Annotated in this window: 15 protein-coding genes and 1 pseudogene; 4 read left to right on the forward strand and 12 right to left on the reverse strand. The window is 40.3% G+C overall.

The window, feature by feature from the left end; all coding sequences use genetic code 11:
* Positions 1–667: 667 nt before the first annotated feature.
* Positions 668–808: a hypothetical protein gene (locus NWP21_RS11160; protein ID WP_280792744.1), complete on the reverse strand. Its 141-nt coding sequence runs from the start codon at positions 806–808 to the stop codon at positions 668–670.
* A 333-nt stretch (positions 809–1141) separates the two neighbouring features.
* Here NWP21_RS11160 and ltrA point away from each other — a divergent pair, with 333 nt between their 5' ends.
* Positions 1142–2920 (forward strand): group II intron reverse transcriptase/maturase, encoded by a 1779-nt coding sequence (gene ltrA, locus NWP21_RS11165; RefSeq protein WP_280792745.1) that lies wholly within the window; start codon positions 1142–1144, stop codon positions 2918–2920.
* Between the two features lie 77 nt (positions 2921–2997).
* Entirely contained in the window at positions 2998–3729 is a 732-nt protein-coding gene (locus tag NWP21_RS11170; protein WP_280792746.1) for a hypothetical protein, read from the forward strand.
* Positions 3730–3859: 130 nt separating this feature from the next.
* On the opposite strand, the gene NWP21_RS11175 is transcribed toward NWP21_RS11170, so the two are convergent.
* The 9 genes and pseudogenes from NWP21_RS11175 to cas3 all read right to left on the reverse strand — a co-directional run bounded on the left by NWP21_RS11175 (position 3860) and on the right by cas3 (position 14303).
* On the reverse strand, positions 3860–4042 hold the full coding sequence (locus tag NWP21_RS11175; protein ID WP_348519773.1) for a transposase: 183 nt from the start codon (positions 4040–4042) through the stop codon (positions 3860–3862).
* Between the two features lie 54 nt (positions 4043–4096).
* Positions 4097–4543: pseudogene (gene cas4, locus NWP21_RS11180) on the reverse strand (CRISPR-associated protein Cas4); the annotation flags it as partial.
* Entirely contained in the window at positions 4536–5387 is an 852-nt protein-coding gene (gene cas6 / locus NWP21_RS11185; RefSeq protein ID WP_280792747.1) for a CRISPR-associated endoribonuclease Cas6, read from the reverse strand. The gene cas6 and the pseudogene cas4, both read right to left, overlap by 8 nt.
* Before the next feature lie 126 nt (positions 5388–5513).
* Positions 5514–6125, reverse strand: coding sequence for a 2OG-Fe(II) oxygenase (locus tag NWP21_RS11190; RefSeq protein ID WP_280792748.1), 612 nt, complete (start codon positions 6123–6125; stop codon positions 5514–5516).
* Positions 6126–6232: 107 nt separating this feature from the next.
* Positions 6233–6940 carry a type I-D CRISPR-associated protein Cas5/Csc1 gene (gene cas5d / locus NWP21_RS11195; RefSeq protein WP_280792749.1) on the reverse strand — a complete coding sequence of 236 codons (708 nt, stop codon included), beginning with the start codon at positions 6938–6940 and terminating at the stop codon, positions 6233–6235.
* 5 nt (positions 6941–6945) lie between these two features.
* On the reverse strand, positions 6946–7956 hold the full coding sequence (cas7d, locus tag NWP21_RS11200; RefSeq protein ID WP_280792750.1) for a type I-D CRISPR-associated protein Cas7/Csc2: 1011 nt from the start codon (positions 7954–7956) through the stop codon (positions 6946–6948).
* 69 nt (positions 7957–8025) lie between these two features.
* Entirely contained in the window at positions 8026–11370 is a 3345-nt protein-coding gene (cas10d, locus tag NWP21_RS11205) for a type I-D CRISPR-associated protein Cas10d/Csc3 (protein WP_280792751.1), read from the reverse strand.
* 245 nt (positions 11371–11615) lie between these two features.
* Positions 11616–11861: a hypothetical protein gene (locus NWP21_RS11210; RefSeq protein WP_280792752.1), complete on the reverse strand. Its 246-nt coding sequence runs from the start codon at positions 11859–11861 to the stop codon at positions 11616–11618.
* A 264-nt stretch (positions 11862–12125) separates the two neighbouring features.
* Positions 12126–14303: a type I-D CRISPR-associated helicase Cas3' gene (gene cas3 / locus NWP21_RS11215; protein ID WP_280792753.1), complete on the reverse strand. Its 2178-nt coding sequence runs from the start codon at positions 14301–14303 to the stop codon at positions 12126–12128.
* Positions 14304–14400: 97 nt separating this feature from the next.
* On the opposite strand from cas3, the gene NWP21_RS11220 reads away from it, so the two are divergent.
* Positions 14401–15267 (forward strand): WYL domain-containing protein, encoded by an 867-nt coding sequence (locus NWP21_RS11220; protein ID WP_280792766.1) that lies wholly within the window; start codon positions 14401–14403, stop codon positions 15265–15267.
* A 57-nt stretch (positions 15268–15324) separates the two neighbouring features.
* Here the strand turns inward: NWP21_RS11220 and NWP21_RS11225 are convergent, their stop codons facing one another.
* Both NWP21_RS11225 and NWP21_RS11230 read right to left on the reverse strand, forming a co-directional pair.
* Positions 15325–16185, reverse strand: a complete 861-nt coding sequence (locus tag NWP21_RS11225; protein WP_280792754.1) for a fructosamine kinase family protein — start codon at positions 16183–16185, stop codon at positions 15325–15327.
* 4 nt (positions 16186–16189) lie between these two features.
* Positions 16190–17464, reverse strand: coding sequence for a pitrilysin family protein (locus NWP21_RS11230; protein ID WP_280792755.1), 1275 nt, complete (start codon positions 17462–17464; stop codon positions 16190–16192).
* 163 nt (positions 17465–17627) lie between these two features.
* Between NWP21_RS11230 and crtD the strand changes: the two genes are divergently transcribed.
* Entirely contained in the window at positions 17628–19142 is a 1515-nt protein-coding gene (gene crtD / locus NWP21_RS11235) for a C-3',4' desaturase CrtD (protein ID WP_280792756.1), read from the forward strand.
* Positions 19143–19209: the final 67 nt, after the last annotated feature.

A 19209-nucleotide genomic window follows, 5' to 3' on the forward strand; every position in this document is an offset into this window, starting at 1 on the left:
TACTCTTGACAAAATGTACCTTATTCTTATTGATAAAAACCTTATTTTATTGATAATCATCAACGGAGGATTAAGGTTTGGGGGTTTGCGAGCGATCGCTCTCACGAATGTTAAGAAAGATCCGGGTAATGGATAGCCTTGTGATCGGAGGGTACAAGTTTCAATCCCTGATAGGGATTATAGGTAATTGTAGCTTGCGGTAAATCTTTTACATAATAAAAAGTACCATTTGTTTCAATCCCTGATAGTGATTATAGGTAATTGTAACCGAGCATCTTGGCTTTAGCTTGTTCTAATTCGGATTCAGGTTTCAATCCCTGATAGGGATTATAGGTAATTGTAACAGAAATACTTTGATCGTCAACGCCACACCCTTAGAGGATGTTTGGAAAGTCAAAAAAAGCTCAAGTTATAAATTATTGATTTATCCCAACTCCCACCTCTGCTAGTGGTATAGCCTTGTTGGTTTAATTTATCTGCTATGGTTTGGTAGCTGTACCCTTGCTAATGCAGTTCCAGCATGACTTTAATTTTATTAAATCATACATATAATGTCATATATATGGTGCGATTCGTTCTTCCTAAATGAGTAGAAATGCTCAGGGACGGAAGGTAAGACTGGGTAAAACCAGACTCTTACAACTGTGTGTTCATGTAGGTGTGAATCCTACCCCCTAGGTGCAAGGGTGACAGCATCTTCCTTACGGTAGCGACTAGCCATCAATCCGTAAAGCACCGAAGAAAAGGCGTTCTTACTGGTAGCCCAAACTGGTACACGTCGAGCAAAGTACCCATGAGTAGTCAACAAAGATGTGTTTGAAGCGTCGTTACGACAAACCAGCCAAATCAGGCTGATAGGCTGGAACCAAAAGGTAAAGGATAAGGAAACGGCTACTCGTCTTTAGTCCGTTATGCACTTCCAACAAACCCGGCGTATAGCATCACTCTAAAGATACACAGAATGGACACACGGAACGAAGTAACCCCTTGTTAGCTCTTTTAGAAGGTCGAATCTAAAAGTAGGTGCTAACCGGATGCTGCAAGTGGGGAAGATTGGGTCAAAAGCGAACGCTTAGGGTAATGCCTAAGATATGCTGACAGACTCACGGTGATATGGATGATAAAGTTGTCAGTAGGAATTATGTCTAAAACGAGTGTAAAGACTACGGTAGAATGGAACACGATTAACTGGAAACAGTTAGAACGTCGCGTTTACAAAATCCAAAAACGAATTTATCAAGCCTCAGCCCGTGGTGATGTCAAGGTGGTTCGTGGACTCCAAAAGGTGCTGATGAAATCCTGGTCAGCCAAAGCTTTGGCTACACGTAGGGTAACTCAAGATAACCAAGGAAAGAAAACCGCCGGGGTTGATGGAGTTAAAGCTTTATCACCCAGCGAGAGATTGGAATTGGTAGAAGAGTTAAAACTAGGGTCTAAACCCAAACCAACCAGAAGAGTTTGGATAGACAAACCCAGAAGGGATGAGAAAAGACCCCTAGGAATACCCACAATGTATGATAGGGCACTACAGGCGCTTGTCAAACTGGTATTAGAGCCAGAATGGGAGGCAAAGTTTGAGCCTAACTCATACGGATTTAGACCAGGGCGCTCATGTCATGATGCCATAACAGCAATATTCAGTGCCATCAGGTACAAACCTAAATATGTATTAGATGCTGATATTGCCAAGTGTTTTGACAAGATTAACCATCAAGCATTGTTAAACAAACTGAACACTTACCCTAAACTACGCCGTCAAATCAAGGCATGGTTAAAAGCAGGTGTGGTTGATAGCAAAGTCTTATTCCCTACAGAAGAAGGCACGCCACAAGGCGGGGTAATATCCCCTCTACTGGCAAATGTAGCCTTACACGGTATGGAGGAAATTCTTAAAGAGTATGCCTCAAAATTACCAGGTAAAGGCTCAAAAATAAACAAGGCTTATGCTATATCAATCATCAGATATGCAGATGATTTTGTCATTTTGCATGAAAATCTGACAGTTATCGAACAATGCAGGGAAATCTTAGTTAAATGGCTAAATGAAATGGGATTGGAATTAAAACCTAGTAAGACCAGATTGGCTCATACCTTGTATGAACACCAATCAGAGAAACCAGGATTTGATTTTCTTGGCTTCAATGTAAAGCAATACTCGGTTAGTAAATACAACTCAGGATTCAACACAAAGAAGGAAATACTAGGATTTAAAACCATCATCACCCCATCTAAGAAATCTGTTAGGAATCACTACGAAAAGATTTCTAACACTATTAAAAGAAACTTACCAGCACCACAACTAGGACTGATAAGTAAACTTAACCCGATAATTAAGGGATGGTGTAATTACTACTCATCTGTAGTAAGTAAAGAAATCTCCAATAATATCTCTAAACAGGTTTATCAACGGCTTTATAGATGGGCAAAGCGCCGACATCCCAATAAATCCAGCAAATGGATAACTAATAAGTATTGGCATACCATCGGAGACAACAACTGGGAGTTTGCAGTAAATATAGATGAAAAGTTCATCAAACTGTACAGACACCCAGAGAGTCCCATTGTACGTCATATCAAAGTTAAAGGCAACGCCTCACCATTTAACGGTGATTGGGTATATTGGAGTTCAAGAATGACAAACCATCCCGAAGCCAATAAAAGAGTAGCGACCCTACTTAAAAGGCAAAAGGGTAAATGTCCAGAATGTGGGCATTACTTTAGGGACGGTGATGTAATGGAAGTAGACCACATCCTACCCACATCCAAAGGTGGAAAAGATGAATACAAAAATCTACAACTATTACACAGACATTGCCACGACAAGAAGACAGCCAATGATGGCAGTCTTGTAGGTATTCATGACAAGAACCATATCATTGAGGAGCCGTATGAAGCGAAAGTTTCACGTACGGTTTTGTAGACGAGTCGGTTGGGTGACTGACCGGCTTAGTTTAATACGTTAGGTATAATATAAATAAATTCACATAAGTCATTGAAATGAGACTAAAACAACAAAAATCAGGTGCGCTGTCAATTCTTTCTGCTGAGAAAAGGAAAGTCTGGATACTTGCAGTAATGATTGCAACTACTCTTCTACTATCAAGTTGTAGTGGGACTAAGGATTATGAAACAGATTTAGGAGATCCCTCCCTTTATAAAGAGTTGTACACCAACACTAAACGAGAAAAGGAATCTCTCAAAAGAGAACTTGATCAGGCTCAAAACGAACTCAAGAACTGCGAAATAAATTATGCAGCATTAAAATCGAAGAAAGAGGGAGATATGGTTTTATGGGAACGAGAGAAGGCGGTTGAGGAAAGGGCAAAGAGAGTTACTGAGAGGGAAGTGCAGGTTCAGGAAGACGAAGAAATGGTTAGAAATGCAAAGTCTAAAATATTCGACAACTCTATTGAAATAGGTCAAAAAATAGGACAATTGGATAAAGATGAAAAGAGAATTAAAGAATTGTCAGAAGAATTGGAAATTTCTCATAATCATCAGGATTTTTTAATGTTTATAATTGTGATATTAACTGTTTTTGTATTTGTTTGGTTAGCATATTTATTTTTTGATAAATATGGAGTGTTTCCTGCTGTAAAAAATGACAGATCTAAATCTAATTTGGGAATTATCGATGCTTCTGTAATAGGGGATGATGCAGAAGCATTGAAAAGAGGTATTGAGCCAAAATCTCAAGCTTTATTAGCTGAAAAGACAAAAGATAAGTAAGTCGGCGGGGAAATTTATAACTATGTAAGGAAAGGTTAACAATGGCAAAAATTGTTAAATTTAATACGTTTTGTACTATGCTTTCTTATTTCTCCCTTAGAGGTTGTTTGTCAAGTATGAAACAACTCAATTAAGCGAGTCTTCTGGGCATTAACCGAATCATGGCGATTTGCAAAAAGGTTTCAGGGGTCTGGGGTAAAATTTCGTAGTCCTTACTCAATCGACGACACCAATTAAACCAACCAAAACTACGCTCGACAACCCAACACTTTGGTAACAGAACAAAGCCTTTAGTATTAACTGGACGACGTATAACCTACAAAAGCCAATGATACGTATCCATCAACCATCTCATAAAGCCTTCACGTTGATACTCAGCATCAACCCAAATGAGCGCCAACCGATTTAAGCGATCGCTAATTGCATAATAGATATAGCCCATGTTGATAGTTTGTCCTGTCATTTCTTCTAAACATAATGCTTGGGCGCAAACTTGTAATTCGTCGTTATCCCACTGGCCTTTACGTCCCCGTTTGTATTCTATAGGATAATATTCACCTGCTACAACTTCAATTAAATCAGATTTCCCCATGAGGTTATATGTTTCTGATTTTAAATAAATCGCCCGGATTTCCCAGGTGTCTCCTCCATGAATATCACCCATAGTGTGGACACGCTCATGTAAATTAGTGCCTTCAATGGTATATTGATTATCGGTAAACTCTCCAGCACAAAACATCCGCCAATAGCGATGAGGACAATAGGCGTATTGGTTCAAGGCCGCAATCTGGATATATTCGGTATTATTATTCATAATTTTTGGTGATTTTTGATTGATATGTTCGCCGCATCATCCCCATACCCATTGGTGTTTTCCGTCCTACCCCTGCATATAAGGCAAAATCAGCTAATGCGTTAATTTTTTTAATTTCTATAGGTTCGATTTCTCCTAAGATTTGATAGCTCACTTCTCCCGCAAATCCAATAAATTTACTACGAGAGTCTGCGACAATTTCTGTATGAATGTTGAAGAATGAGGGGAATATTGACTCTACAGCAATTTGATTAATTTCGATTTCACTATATTTATTCCACCGAGAAAGTAGGGAATTAAAGATACATTCTCTGGTGGGGAGGGTGCTGTCATATTTTCCTTGACGGAAAGCGGTGGGTGTGGAGAAAGTAAAGTGAATATTGCGATAGCGATCGCTGGCTTGCTGATATAATTGACTATAGGGTATGGTATTAGCCCAAGGTTGGTTAGATTGGGGTGTACCTTGAATGCTGGTAATATACAAGTCAGCGGGGCCTAGATGCCAAGGGTGATTAGGGTTAAGATTGAGCCAGAGTTGGGTAAGTTGACTAAAGAGTGTGTCATCTAACAGGGAGATGCGCCACCAGCAAGGCTTTCCTGGGGGGATGGCTTCTTGATGTGTATGTTGTAGTTTAGACATTCCTCTAGTTCCCTGAAGGAAATTAGTTTGTAGGGGTGAGAGGGTAAAGGCTTTATCAGCACTAGGATTATGTAGGCGATCGCCTAATGTAGGATCTACGGAACTGACAAGGGTTAAAAATAGTGCGTGCAGATGTCTTCCTGTGAGAAACTGGGGAGGGATAGGCGACAAGGGAAGGAGGTTAATAATTAAGCTATGAGGCATATTTATATAGTTAGGAATATTTTGTCTTTGGTGGGGAGGGGTGAGGTAAAGGTAATTTATAATTGGGAGATATAGCCAAAGTCAATAAAAACTCAACAATTTACTTTGCTGTTTTATTGGGGCGTTTTACTTGCGTTTTTTTGTGCTAGACTTGGTAGCTCTTGATTCAATGGTAAAGTCTGGTATTTCTGCTAGTTCAGATTGACTTAAACTATACTGTTCACAAACCAAGCTCAACCGACTTCCTGGGGTTTGCACTGCGTTAACGGAGTGAGTCAAATCACCTTGAAAGTAAAGTAAAGTGTTCACCTGGGGTTTAATTTGTCCCAGTTGGCGTTTATGAGACTTGAGTACTAGTTCTCCCCCTACCATATCTTCAGGTAAGCGTACATACAGAACACTGACACACATAGGTGGTTCTATGGTTTTGCAGTAAGAACGCAAGGAACGGTCAATGTGGGGGTCTACACGGGAACCTTGTTGAAGCTGTAAGGGATTGAGGTAAAAAGCATTACATTCTGGTTGAAGAGCTAAATCTAAATAGGGCTTAAAGTAGGGGAATTTTTGTTCTACAGTGGAGATGTGCGATCGCCTAAACACTAGAGAAAATCCCTTAGTGGCGACAAAATCGCGGTTAAGGTTATTGATCGCAAAGTAAGAACAAGCCTGAATTTCTCCCCATAGGTTATTGAGATACTCCATTGGGAAAGCGTTATGCTGTTGTTGAAAGTATTTCACCGTGAGTTTAAAAAGCGATAGAAAGTAAAATTAGGAACCACATTAGATAAATCATCTGTGTTTATTTGTATATATCTGTGGTTCCATATTGCTAAAACCGACCTTGATTAACTCCCAAAACGGTATTCCATGCGAGCGGGAAGCTTTAACCCTAGGATATCATCAAAGTAATAGTATAAACCTCGCATTTTGACATTTTGAATCAGGCTAACAGGAGGCATATTTACTACATCATAGCTAATAACTTGATTAGTAAACATGACATCTAAAGGGTTTAAAGGATATTTACAAGTAAATAAACCCTCAGTAGTGTGAGAGTTATGTAACTCCGTAACTGTCACCTCAGCCTTACTCATCCACTTACCCAAGCGGATCCATTTTGGTAATTTAATTGGTTTTTCAGCAATTAGGAAAAATTCAAATTGACTTTCTGGTGCAATTTCTTTAGTTCTACCAAAACTGGGGATGTTCTTTTGGGTTTTCTCCATCTCGACATGATAGTTATTATTAGCATACTTCCAGGTGTTGAGAATGGCGGAATGATGCAAAACCCTAGCGGGAGTAATGTAAATTTTCTGCTGGTTGAGTGGTATTAAATGCTCCTCATATTTTGGTACTTGTTCCTGGCTAAAGTAGCGATAGGAATGTTCATCAGCTACGGTAGTAGAGTGGATTTCACTATCAACTAAACCCAGTGCGTAACAGAGGGCGTAATTGTGAATTATTGGCTCTGTTTCGTAAAGTCGCCCAATTTCACGGGTGGCAAAATACAGGCTATCATGTAGTTCTAATTGACATTGGTAGATAATGCTCATAGAGGTTACTTAGCCTTAGCACTTGTTTTCTTTTTGCTAATGTGCTTTTTAGCATAATCCTTGGCTTCCCCATCAGCTTTCTCTAAAATTGCTTTAATTCCTGTTTCTGTACCTGTAAGGGTCTTAACTTCCTGTAGCAGAGGTGAAAAAGCATCACCAATAAAATCAGTGTGTACAATAAACTCATCAGCCATTAAAGCCTCAATTGCACTTTTAGCAGCACTAATTACATCATCCTCATCCAAAGGTTCAGGAGGATGAATGGTATTTTGGGCTTTCATTTGGTCATATATCGCTTGAGTCCAACGGAGATTACTGGTAATTTCTCCATCTGCAAATACAACACCAATCAACTCATTGCGCAGGCGACCTGTACGGGTGGTTTGCGCTCCATAGTGGCGGGTTCTGAGAATATTATTAAAAACGTAAAGGAAACTCGCCTCTGTGGGGTCTTTGAGGGTGACAATACTAGGGAAGAAAACCTGCGGTCTAATATGGTCTTGCTGATTAATACGACTGGTAACTTCACCGGGTTTAGAACCATTTTCCCCCTTGGATGCCATTGTACCATTTTCAAAGGGGGCGTTGAGGGTAAAAGTTTCGTGGGATTCGTCAAAAGGGGTAATTGAAAATGCTGTATCTACAATTACCTTAGATTTTTCCGAACCAGAGTCACCAATGGCAAAACCGTAAATAATACAATCAGGATTATCCATAGCGAAACTAACGTTATATTCGCATTCCTCCGCAGTCATCAAGCCGTAGTTACGCAGTAATTCCCGACCAACTAAACGTTCTGGGGTAGATTGTTTGCGCTTAAACATTGATAAACGGCTGATTGTGGCTTTATCTTTAACTCCAGCTCTCACCCTGGCTTTATTTAATTCTCCATCTGTTTGAAAAAGTGGATAAGATTCTGTAATGCGGACAGTGAGAAAATGGGCATATTTTCCCATGGGTTTGTAGGGAATTGCAGCTTGGAATAGTTTTGAAGCAACTGTTTTTAGCAATGACATGATTAATCTATCCAGAGAATTGAATGTGTTTGATATTGGGTTAGAAATTGGGTTAATAGAAATATCTAATTACTCAGTTACATCATCTTTTTCGGGATCTTTTTCGGCGTTTTCCTTGTCATCTGCAAGGCGGTAAAGGAACTCACAAGTATCTCGAATTAAATTGATTTGACGACCTGCTAAACGAGCGCGATCGCCCGCAAATGATTTCTCAAATACCTCCTGAACAAAATATCTGGAAAAATCTACAACAGCTTGGCGTTCTTGTTCACGGTTACTCATTACCCAACGTCCTTCAGCAGTAGAAGCATGAACACGGTCCATGAGTTTAAACACTTCCGCCGCCACCGCCATTACTAATGTTTCTCCCTGAAAAACACTAGACTCAGCTTTAAGAATAGTTTCAGATGCGATCTCTATGGGTTTCAACACAGCATTAGATTTAGGGTTATAACGCTTATTAGCGCGGTAAAATTTCCGGTACAAATCTGTTAATTTTTGCGGATGATTTAAGCTTGATTGTTCTCCCACAATTAACTGCTCCATATTTTGATCAAATTTCACATGAGGGTCAAAACAAGGGTAAAAATGATAGGTATAAAGCCTAACTTTTGCAATTCTGGCTGTTTCCACTCCTTGGTTACGCACCCAGCGATTGAGATAAGCAAAAACATTCAAAGGACTGGTTTCAAAATCCTTAGCTAGTTCTGCAAACTTACCCCAATTCGCATCGTAACCAGTTTTACCTTGTTTAGCATTGACATCTAAATGAATAGCATAAGCCGCCGTTAACACATTTAAAGGTGCTGGGTATTGAATACTGTTTTCTTCCCAACCTTCTAAAATGTAATCAAGACGAAATCTATCCCTTTTGACTAAGGCGCGGAAAGCATGGGGCGCACTGTCTAAGAAAACGCTTTCCTCAAATTCAGCACCATCATTAAAAGGTGGAATTGGCGACTCAGAAACCACTGTTTTTACATCTAGAATCATAGGAAAAGCAAAAGCTAACCAACTCGGCATAATCCAAGATTCTGTGTCCGTGCTATCCTTTCCTGGGGGGAGTGCCATAAAATAAAATGTCAAGGGTTGATCTTCAGGATAAGAAAGCTTAAATGTGCGGTCTTTTCCAGCCTGGATATGTTCATCAATGATGAAGCTATCTACCCTTTGGTAATTTGCTTTTTCTAAGTTTGCCTGTAAATCCTTGCTGATGAAATGATTACGTATGCTAGTATCAAAGCGAGTTTGAGCAATACCATTGTATGCTTTCTGTAAAAACCTATTAGTTTCTGGGGTGAAATAATAAGTTGGGTAAAAATAGAGATAGCGGTATTTTCCGTCTTCAAAGCGTTTACCAACTGCTTGAGTTTGATTCATCAAAATTTGCCTGAGCATCATTTCCACACCCGCAATACTGGAAATGTTCCGCTTGGCGTTGGAACCTCCTAACATTTGTTTATTTGTATAAACTTGGGGTGTAAATAAAACTGCTGATTCCATTTGCTCAGTCACGGTGTAAGCTGAATGAGAAATTGAGCAAATAAGTTGCTTTCCTCTTCCTGATTTTTTAGCAGCATTATAACTATTTAATTCGTCTAAAAATGTCTGACTTTCAGCTACAGGTGATACTTGTTGCTTGCTATTTGGCAACATGACGACGCGATTTACCCACAGTCTTAAATCCTCCCAACCATCGGGTAATTCATACTCAGAAATTATCGGGTAAATCAAGGTTGATAAGTAATCGATAATTTGCTGACAAATTTCGCGGATGTTTTCAATCCCCGGATGAGATTCTAAATATTTAGCCGCTAAATAATACCATTCATAAGGTACTCCCCCAGTATTTCCTTTTAACTTATTTTCCTTCAGACTTTCGTTAATGCGTTGAATTTCCCGAACTGCGGGTAAATATGCTGTTAAATTCCACAACTCGGCCACTTTGTGGGTTAAGTCTAAATCTGGTAATGCTGGTAGTTTTTTATCTTTCTTTCTCGCAGCATCAATGCGGTTAACGGTCTCTTCCCAAATCTTACGGGTGACTAAATCACCAAATTCCGCTATCTGGTCGATGCGGATATCATCTTTAAATGTGAAATCATGGTCAGGAGATAAAACATTTTGTTGCTGAAATTTAATCAGATTTTCACTGCGACTTTGAGCAACGGAAGATTTATTAGAGTTTAATATCCTTAATGTAGCATCTAAAGCTACTTGCATTAAACCTAAATGCTCAAAGAATAAATTATAGTATTCCGCATACTTCATCCCTTTACCATCTCGACTAAATCCTGTTTGTCGCAGACGCAGTTGACCTGCACACAGTGACTTAATACTATTAACTACACGGTCTGATAAATTTTCTTTGGTAATGGGCGGTGCATTACGCAATGCTAGATAAATTACACCTGTGGGTAAATACAGTAAAGGTTGATAGTAAATGTTTTCATCAGTGTTAATACTGTTATGAGCATCAATTAAAGCATTATTAACTACATTAGTTAAAACCCCTCTATTTTCAGCAATACTGTGATAGGTAAATTTTAGTTTTCCATCACTTAATTGATGCAGAATTTCTTTGAGTCGGTTATGTTCCGCATCTTGGGGATGTTTGACAATTGAGGCGAGGGAATCAGCCAAACAAGTTAAATGACACAAACTTTTAATAGTGCGATCTTTGAGAACTGGATTTAAGCCAAATTCCGAAAAATTCCAGTTAGTATCCCAGCGTCTTTGTGCATTATAAGCTATGCACAATAAATCATCTAAATATTGCTGATAGGCTTCCCATTTATCTGGGTTAATAAACTTATCAAGTCCTAACTGGTGAATTTTTTGATCAATAATTTGGCGCTGTTCGGTTAAGGGTAAATTGCGACAGTCTGCTGGGACATCGGGAAATTTTTCAAAGTCATGTAAAATAAAGCCTGCAATTACTAATCGGCGTTCTTTTTCTTTCACCAGTCTTCCGACTGTAGTATCAAGTTGTTGTAACCTCTTTTCAATTAAGTTAGCCGGAAATAAACCATTGAGTAAATGTGTATTCAATGATTGGTCAGCAGCATTATCTCGGCGAACTTTACTTTTACCTGCTGCGGCTCGCTTGTGGTCAATTTCATCAAAGAATTTACCGCCTTTGGCTGTAACACCAATGGCTATATTGAGGAGGTTGGGTAAAACATACTCAGTGAAGTCAGCCATTACTGGGTCATGAGGATTTTGTGCCTGAATTGCTTCTCGTAATAGTTTAAGTGTGAGTAATTCACCCTGAGTTTCAATGGTACGGTCTGAAGAATCACCATCAAAACCAAAGTCTTGATTAAACAAATCATCGTCTAATTCTTCTAGTTCTTGATTGTCAAATAAATCTAGCTGCTGATTGTCTGCAGTGGCTTGAGTTTTTTTATTCATGATCTACAAATAATCAAATTGACTGATTATTGGTTGCAGGTAAGGAAGATATTAAGCATTGGGTTTTATAGTTTGTGAAGAGGAAAGCTGGAGTAAAACTTACTGTCTTAAGATGTGGCTTTTTAAGTGACTTATTCAAGCATCAGCCAAGCTGTTGGGGATTAAGATTGCTTACGCCTGAGCTTAATACCGCAAGCTGGTGCTTTCCTCTTGTAGGGAAATTATCGGATAGCCTATGACATTAGTTACTCGGTTAATAACCTATATTCAAATTGGTTATGAGCAACTTGTTTTTTTTCAATTAGGTAGCCTTTTCTACGAGCTTCAAATATGGTGTGTCCAAATCGGAAACTCACATTTGCTGCTAGCTCATCGCTAGAATGCCATTTACGATCCTTAAGAATTGCAATTAATTTCTCAAGGTTTTTTAATTTGACGGGCATATCATACTCCTTAACACCTATGGTCATGGCAGCCCAAATACTGGCCATATTTACGCATCAGCATTTGTATAGTTTTGAACCTACATAAAACGAAACCTGTTGTCAAGGAATTTTTCTGATTTTAATAAGCTTAGAGTTATTCAACACTAAAAGCTCTTGACATATTCAACCTGACTATGAAATACTTGCATCAGATCAAGCTTTACGAGCACGTAACCACTTAATTAATCCCTATTAGGGATTGAAAAGAATAAGTCTGTGCTTAAAACCGTAAGCTTTTTTTCTCAACAATCCCTATTAGGGATTGCAACCTTAAACAATCCATATTTCATCTCCTTTGCTTTTCAAGTTATGGGTGAGGGTATCTAGCAACAGTGCTGACTGACCAAAAGCGATCGCATAAGGTGCAGTAGCATCATGAACGCTGTATTGGTCGCAAATGGGGTAAATCTGAAAGTGCATTGGTAGTCGTAACCGCATCCGCACTTCCGATACAGGGCGACGAATGATGTAAGCAACTAAACCCTGTGTTTTCAGGCGTTTGTTAATTGCACTGATCCATTTATTTTCAGGTTGGGAAATTTCCACCCCAGTTAAAACCTGAACTTTCCCAGTATCCGCTATTGGTTGTAAGTCTCCTGGATAGGTAAATTTCCAGTTCAGTCGTTCCTCACGGTAGGAACGCAACTTAATAAATGCGAGACAATGAGCAAATCTACCTTTGGCTATGGGTTGTTCTGTGCGTTGTGCGGTTTCTGCGAGTGTCCGCATAAATCCTGCCTCTGTCCACATTTCAATGTCTAAATTGCTCAAAATACCTGGTAAATCGTAGGTTTTAAACCTGTCTGCTGGGTTTTCTTCCGTTAAGTCATACAACCCACATTGCAAAGGACTAGAACCCCGAAAACTAACAGCTTCTTCAGCAATGGGATTACCTGGTTTATCTGAGATTGCTTTCCAGTCTCCCGCCCATTGCTGAATATCTTCACCTATGGATTTGAGGCTATTATTAAATACTTGCTCACAGGCTTTTTGAAATTGTTGTCGGCTTTGGGCATACTGTTGTTTAATTGTGCGATCGCTCAATTGGTAACATAGCCAAAATGATTGTACAGTACCCCAGCGGCGATAATAACCATTAAAATCATTGATTTTTCTATAGTTATCATTAATTATGCTGTGAAAAAATGGGCGGTTATAAGTACCATCTACCCGTAAGGGTGGTGAATCTCCCTGAAATAAACGTTCTCCTAAAAAGTTAGGCACAAGAGCAAAAGCTGTAAAGTGGTTAAACTTAATCATTTGACCATCTTTCTCATAGCCATCATGTCTACCTAACCGCCCCAACCGTTGAATAAAATTACCTGCATCTGATGATTCAAAAATCAGAAAATTGATTTTAAAATCAACCCCTACATCAATTGTGCTGGTACCGATAACTAAATCAGCCATGAGACTGCGTTCTTTTATTTCCTTTCCAGAAAGCCCTGTATTTTCTCCTACTGTTATATCATAAGGTTGCAAAAATTCCTGAAAAAATGCCGTTAACCGCTTGACTGTTGCAATGGAGTTGAGAATAATTGCTCCTTTACTACCAGGGTAATTTTTAAACTGAGATAAGATTAACTCCCCATTTTCTTTGAGCCAATTTTCCGAAGCTTTAGAACTAGATTCTAAAGGAATAAAGTTGAGGGTTATTGTTCTGGCTACCTGTCGCCAACCTTGTGTTTGTAGTTGCTTTTCTTGGTCTGGTGTTGCAGGAAATTGATATTTATTCTCCGCAATGGGATTGATCACCTGACAGCGAAATCCTGCCTGTTGTAGTCTACTAATTAAGTTTGGATCTGGTGTAGCTGAGAGAAAAAGAAACTTTTTATGCCGATTTGTACAGCGAATTAACAACATTGTATTAATTACACTGGCAATTTGGGGGGCTGCAAAAACATGAAATTCATCAAAAATAAATAAGCCAAAATCTTTATCAATCCTACTCCATAATTTATCTGGGCTATCAACCCGGCTTATATAAGCACCTCTATGCAAATAGTGAAAAATATCAGGATTAGTCAGTAATACTTCTCTTTGATTTGCGAGAGTTGAAATAGCGGCCGATTTTTTTAGTCCTTCATTTTCAGCATAGATTTCTAAGTCAGCCCCGCTTAATTTAGCTAGACGCGGCTCATTTTCTGGTTGAAGTTGGGTAATATATCCTCTAATTTGTATTTCCTGGTCTCGTGCAAGTTCGTTAGTTGGGTAAAGTCCAATGGCGGAAGATTGGCCTTGAATCACTTCTAAATAAGCCGCTAAACTTTTACCGTCGCCTGTCATAGCTGTGTTGAACACTACGTCAATATTTGGATCGCGTAATGCTTCTAAGGTAGCTAATTGATGCCAAGAAAGTGACCAATTTTCAGGTAATTTCACGCCGTCAGGTGTGGGGACGGTTTGAGAATAAACAGGCTTGAGAGTAATTTTGCAATCTGCCGACATTCACTTAAATAGTGTCCGTAAACTGTTGTTATTTCTGATCATGCCATGCAAAATAGATGTTAGCAAGATATATCTGGATAAAAGTGTCCGTACAAATATGAGTCGGAAAGGTCAGTCTATAACTCTGTCTTTAAAGGAGCGGGATAAAGCAGAACTGGAAGCCATAGCTCTGCAATTTGGTATGATGTGGGGAAATCGCCCGAACATATCCAAGCTCATAGAAGCCATAGCCCAACGTAAGTTACGCATTGGTAACAATAACAATTGGACAGAAGACAGGATTAGAGCATTACATCGCTGTATAGGTGCATTAACCGACATTGGGCAAGTAGAACAAGCCCAAATTATTGCTAACCTGCTTCTAGAACGCAGCGAACTGTCAGTACCATTGCGGACGGAAATCGAAGGTTTTTTAGAAAATCTCCCCCCACCTTGGCGGTCACAAATAGATAACTACATTTTGCGACAGCAACCATTTCTGCTTTCCTACCAAGATGCAGCAGGGCGCGTACTGAATTTTACGGTGCGCCATGCTCGGATTACTCCCCAGGAAAAGCGCCAATATCTTAACTGCTGGTGTGAGGAAACAGAAGGAAACTCTGATATCCCTGAGCTGATTCATAACTGGACTTTACGCTTAGATAGAATTACAGATGCAGCTGTAACTTCTATTCCGGGTAAATGGCATCCTCAGTTAGATACAATCGACGTGGAAATACATATATTTGGCGGCTTGGCCTTTGGTTATCAAGCCAAACCGGAAGATCACATCAATGAATGGTTACCAGATCAACCAGGGGTGAGGCGAGTTGTGAGGACAGTATCAAATACTTTTTGGTTTAGCCGGGAGGTGATGCAGTATGGGCCAGACTGTGTAGTGATTCTACCTGAGAATGTACGCGATCGCCTGAAGGAAAAAGTTCGCAACCTCTGCAAGTTATACGATATTGAAATCACAAGTTAAATTCCATTCTCATAACATCATCCCCATCTTCAGAGGTCTTCGCTCCTCTGGTGAAATTCATCCTAAAATCTGCGCAATCATCCGATTGGCTTGGGAAGCATAACCACCGCCAAATAAATTGAAGTGATTGAGAATGTGATAGAGGTTATAGAGGGTTTTTCTTTGCTGATAACCTGGCTGTAAAGGAAACACTTGGTGATAACCTTGGTAAAACCCAGGGGGAAACCCACCAAATAATTCTGTCATGGCAATGTCAACTTCTCGATCGCCAAAATAAGTAGCTGGGTCAAATATGACAGGTTCTCCCGACAGAGTGAAACCAGCATTCCCACCCCATAAATCACCATGTACTAAGGATGGTTCTACTTGATGACCTGCTAATATGCCAGGAATAGCCGCCAGTAGTCTATCTTGTTGAGGAAAACTACCCCCCCGTCGCCTAGCTAATTGAAATTGATAATTTAAACGATATTTGGTATAAAATTCTGCCCAGTCTCCTGTCCAGGTGTTGATTTGAGGTGTGGAACCAATAGTATTATGAATTTTCCATCCAAAACCTTTACTACTAATGGCTTTGTGCATTGCTGCTAGTTTGCGCCCCATTTCTTCCCATTTACCCTTACCGCCTCCCATTTCCAGCCATTCCAAGACGAGATAGCTATACTTACCAGAAGTACCCCAACAAATGGGTTGAGGTACAAGAATCGTATCTGTAACCAGTATTTCACGTAACCCCAGGGACTCAGCTTCAAACATCCCTACTTGAGATGCTTGATTTAGCTTCACAAAGTAAGTTAAATCACTATCAGAAAGAGCATAACCTTGATTAATACAGCCACCACTAACACCCCGCTGGCGCTGAGTTTGGAATTTTTTGCCGGTTACTTGGCTGATATGGGTATCAATTTCAGTCCACATTTTCTTAGTAGGGTTTTAAGATCACTACCCCATAAGCATCGGGAGAAAGATACTGTTTTGCCGATCGCATTAAGTCAGTGGTATCTTGGGATTGAATATTATGGGGATAATTAAAAGCAGGTTCTAACTCTCCTATCATAGATTGATAGTAACCATATAAACCAGCGCGATCGCTTGGAGTTTCGTTACCAAATATATACCTATTGGCTACTTGTCGCCGCACACGAGCAATTTCTGCTTCTGAAACTAACTCTGTATGTAGTATGCGGATATGTTGGGCGATCGCCTCCTCCGCAGCCTGTAAATTTTCCACAGCACATTTAGCGGCAATATAGAATGTCCCTTGTAACTGATTAGTCATATTACTGACAGTAATAGAATTTACCAGTCCCCGTTCTTCCCGTAAATCTCGCACCAGTCTTGATGTGCGTCCATGTCCTAAAATACCCGCCAAAACATCCAACCCATAAATATCATCTAGCTGTTCCAACCCTGGAACCCGCCACACCATGACTAAACGCCCTTGCTGAAGACTCTCATCTATAAATTCCCGACGCACAACTTCTGTAAACGCAGGTTCAGGATTAACTCTTAACTCTTGAGTATTAATTGTTCTGTGTTCACTATGACTAAATCCCTCAGCTACAGTTGCAATTAATTCTTCTACGGGTAAATTACCCACAGCCACAGCGGTAATCGACTGGGGTTGATACCAAGTTGCGTGAAAGTCCCGCATTTGTTGGGCTTGCAGTTGAGAAATTACCCCTTCTGGTCCCAATACTGGACGGCGATAGGGTAAATGCTCAAAAGCCATCTCCATTGCTCTTCTGAAAGTCCGTCGCTGGGGATTATCTTCAGAACGGCGAATTTCTTCTAAAACCACTAAACGCTCCCGTTCAAAGGCATCTTCAGGAATACTGGCATTAAGAACTACATCTACTTGTAATGGCGCTAGCTCTACAAAGTCTTTGGGAGCAGTGGTTATGTAGTAATGAGTGTAATCTTGGCTAGTGGCTGCATTAGTCACAGCACCCCGTTCTTCAATTCGACGTTCAAACTCACCGCTTGCTAATCGGTCGGTGCCTTTAAAAACCATATGCTCTAAAAAGTGAGCCATACCATTAATTGTATTAGGTTCTACCGCCGAGCCTACTTTGATCCACAAGCTGAGATTTACAGCTTCTACTGGCATTTGCTCTGCGACTATGGTTAAACCATTTGGTAATTGGTGGAGTTTGGGGGCGTTTATCCGAGGGATTTGGAGCAGAGTTGAGGTCATGGGTGGTTAGGAGAGTCACGGCTTTTTACTCTTTCATCTTATCCACTAATTTTCATTGTGTATCTTGAGGGGAGTGTTGGGCTTGTGAATGTCACCCTGCTTTTTTTCACAGATGAAGTAAAATTATGAGTAGTAATATTAAGAATTATAAAGATAAATATCAATGACCCGTATTTCTACTCACAAAACTAAATCCCGCGTTGCTGTCATTGGTGCAGGTATAGGGGGACTGACGGCGGCGGCTTTATTAGCCCATAGGGGTTATAGTGTTTTAGTTCTCGACCAAGCCTTAGTTCCGGGGGGTTGTGCTTCTACATTTAAACGTCAAGGATTTACTTTTGATGTGGGGGCGACTCAGGTAGCAGGATTAGAACCGGGGGGAATTCACCACCGCATATTCTCAGAGTTAGCCATAGACTTACCAGCCGCAACACCCTGTGACCCCGCTTGTGCTGTGTATTTACCTGGAGAAAGTACACCAATTAATGTTTGGCGTGACCCCCAGAAATGGCAAGAGGAACGCCAAAAACAGTTTCCTGGTAGCGAACCTTTTTGGCAGATGATGGCGGTGTTATTTAAGGCTAGTTGGCAATTTCAAGGGCGTGACCCAGTATTACCACCGCGTAATTTGTGGGATTTATGGCAACTAGCTCAGGCGGTGCGCCCCAGTACATTGATTACAGTACCCTATACGTTATTTACCGTGGGCGATGCTTTAAGGTTTTACGGACTGGGTAAGGATCAGCGTCTGAGGACTTTTCTGGATTTGCAATTAAAACTCTATTCCCAGGTCAGTGCGGAGGAGACAGCTTTACTGTATGCTGCAACGGCGTTGAGTGTCTCTCAATTACCCCAAGGATTATTCCATCTCCAGGGTAGTATGCAGGTACTCAGCGATCGCCTGGTGACATCCTTAGAACGAGATGGTGGTAAGTTATTAATGCGCCATACTGTGGAACAAATTCAGGTAAAAAATGATCAAGCCAATGCTGTAGTCATTAGAAACCAGAAAACAGGTGAAGTGTGGACAGAAGTAGTAGATCATGTAGTTGCTAACGTCACAGTGCAAAATTTAGTGCAACTATTGGGAGAAAAAGCCCCTGCTGGTTATCAAAACCGTGTGGAAAAATTACCCCCAGCTTCGGGAGCCTTTGTGGTTTATTTAGGGGTAGATATAAGTGCTATTCCCCCCGGTTGTCCCCCCCATTTACAATTTTTGTATGATGTTAACGGCCCGATTGGTGAAAATAATTCTTTGTTTGTTTCCGTGAGTCACCCCGGAGATGGACGCGCTCCCGAAGGTAAAGCCACAATTATCGCTTCATCATTTGTCGATCCTACGCCCTGGTGGCAAGGTGAGAATTATCAACAGTTAAAACAACAGTATACAGAAGATGCGATCGCTCGTCTTGGGCAATATTTCTACCTCAAACCAGAAACCATTATTCATGTAGAAGCTGCTACCCCCCGTACCTTTGCCCATTACACAGGGCGCGATCGGGGTATAGTTGGTGGTATTGGTCAGAGAATACCCACCTTTGGACCGTTTGGTTTTGCCAATCGTACACCCATCCAGAATTTATGGTTAGTAGGTGACTCAACTCATCCAGGAGAAGGTACAGCTGGAGTTAGTTACTCAGCGCTGACAGTAGTTAGACAAATTCAGGCGCAATTTTAGAATTAACAGATTTCTAGTTAGAAGTTAATTACTAGAAATCAAGTATCTGTGTTCATCTGTGGTTGAA

Source organism: Anabaenopsis sp. FSS-46, from assembly GCF_029891665.1.
GTDB lineage: Bacteria > Cyanobacteriota > Cyanobacteriia > Cyanobacteriales > Nostocaceae > Anabaenopsis > Anabaenopsis arnoldii.

Bases quoted from the DNA above. Each gene is read 5' to 3' on its own strand.
- ltrA (WP_280792745.1), top strand. From the start codon at position 1,142: ATGTCTAAAACGAGTGTAAAGACTACGGTAGAATGGAACACGATTAAC.
- NWP21_RS11170 (WP_280792746.1), top strand. From the start codon at position 2,998: ATGAGACTAAAACAACAAAAATCAGGTGCGCTGTCAATTCTTTCTGCT.
- cas6 (WP_280792747.1), bottom strand. From the start codon at position 5,387: ATGCCTCATAGCTTAATTATTAACCTCCTTCCCTTGTCGCCTATCCCT.
- cas5d (WP_280792749.1), bottom strand. From the start codon at position 6,940: ATGAGCATTATCTACCAATGTCAATTAGAACTACATGATAGCCTGTAT.
- cas7d (WP_280792750.1), bottom strand. From the start codon at position 7,956: ATGTCATTGCTAAAAACAGTTGCTTCAAAACTATTCCAAGCTGCAATT.
- cas10d (WP_280792751.1), bottom strand. From the start codon at position 11,370: ATGAATAAAAAAACTCAAGCCACTGCAGACAATCAGCAGCTAGATTTA.
- NWP21_RS11210 (WP_280792752.1), bottom strand. From the start codon at position 11,861: ATGGCCAGTATTTGGGCTGCCATGACCATAGGTGTTAAGGAGTATGAT.
- cas3 (WP_280792753.1), bottom strand. From the start codon at position 14,303: ATGTCGGCAGATTGCAAAATTACTCTCAAGCCTGTTTATTCTCAAACC.
- NWP21_RS11220 (WP_280792766.1), top strand. From the start codon at position 14,401: ATGAGTCGGAAAGGTCAGTCTATAACTCTGTCTTTAAAGGAGCGGGAT.
- NWP21_RS11225 (WP_280792754.1), bottom strand. From the start codon at position 16,185: ATGTGGACTGAAATTGATACCCATATCAGCCAAGTAACCGGCAAAAAA.
- NWP21_RS11230 (WP_280792755.1), bottom strand. From the start codon at position 17,464: ATGACCTCAACTCTGCTCCAAATCCCTCGGATAAACGCCCCCAAACTC.
- crtD (WP_280792756.1), top strand. From the start codon at position 17,628: ATGACCCGTATTTCTACTCACAAAACTAAATCCCGCGTTGCTGTCATT.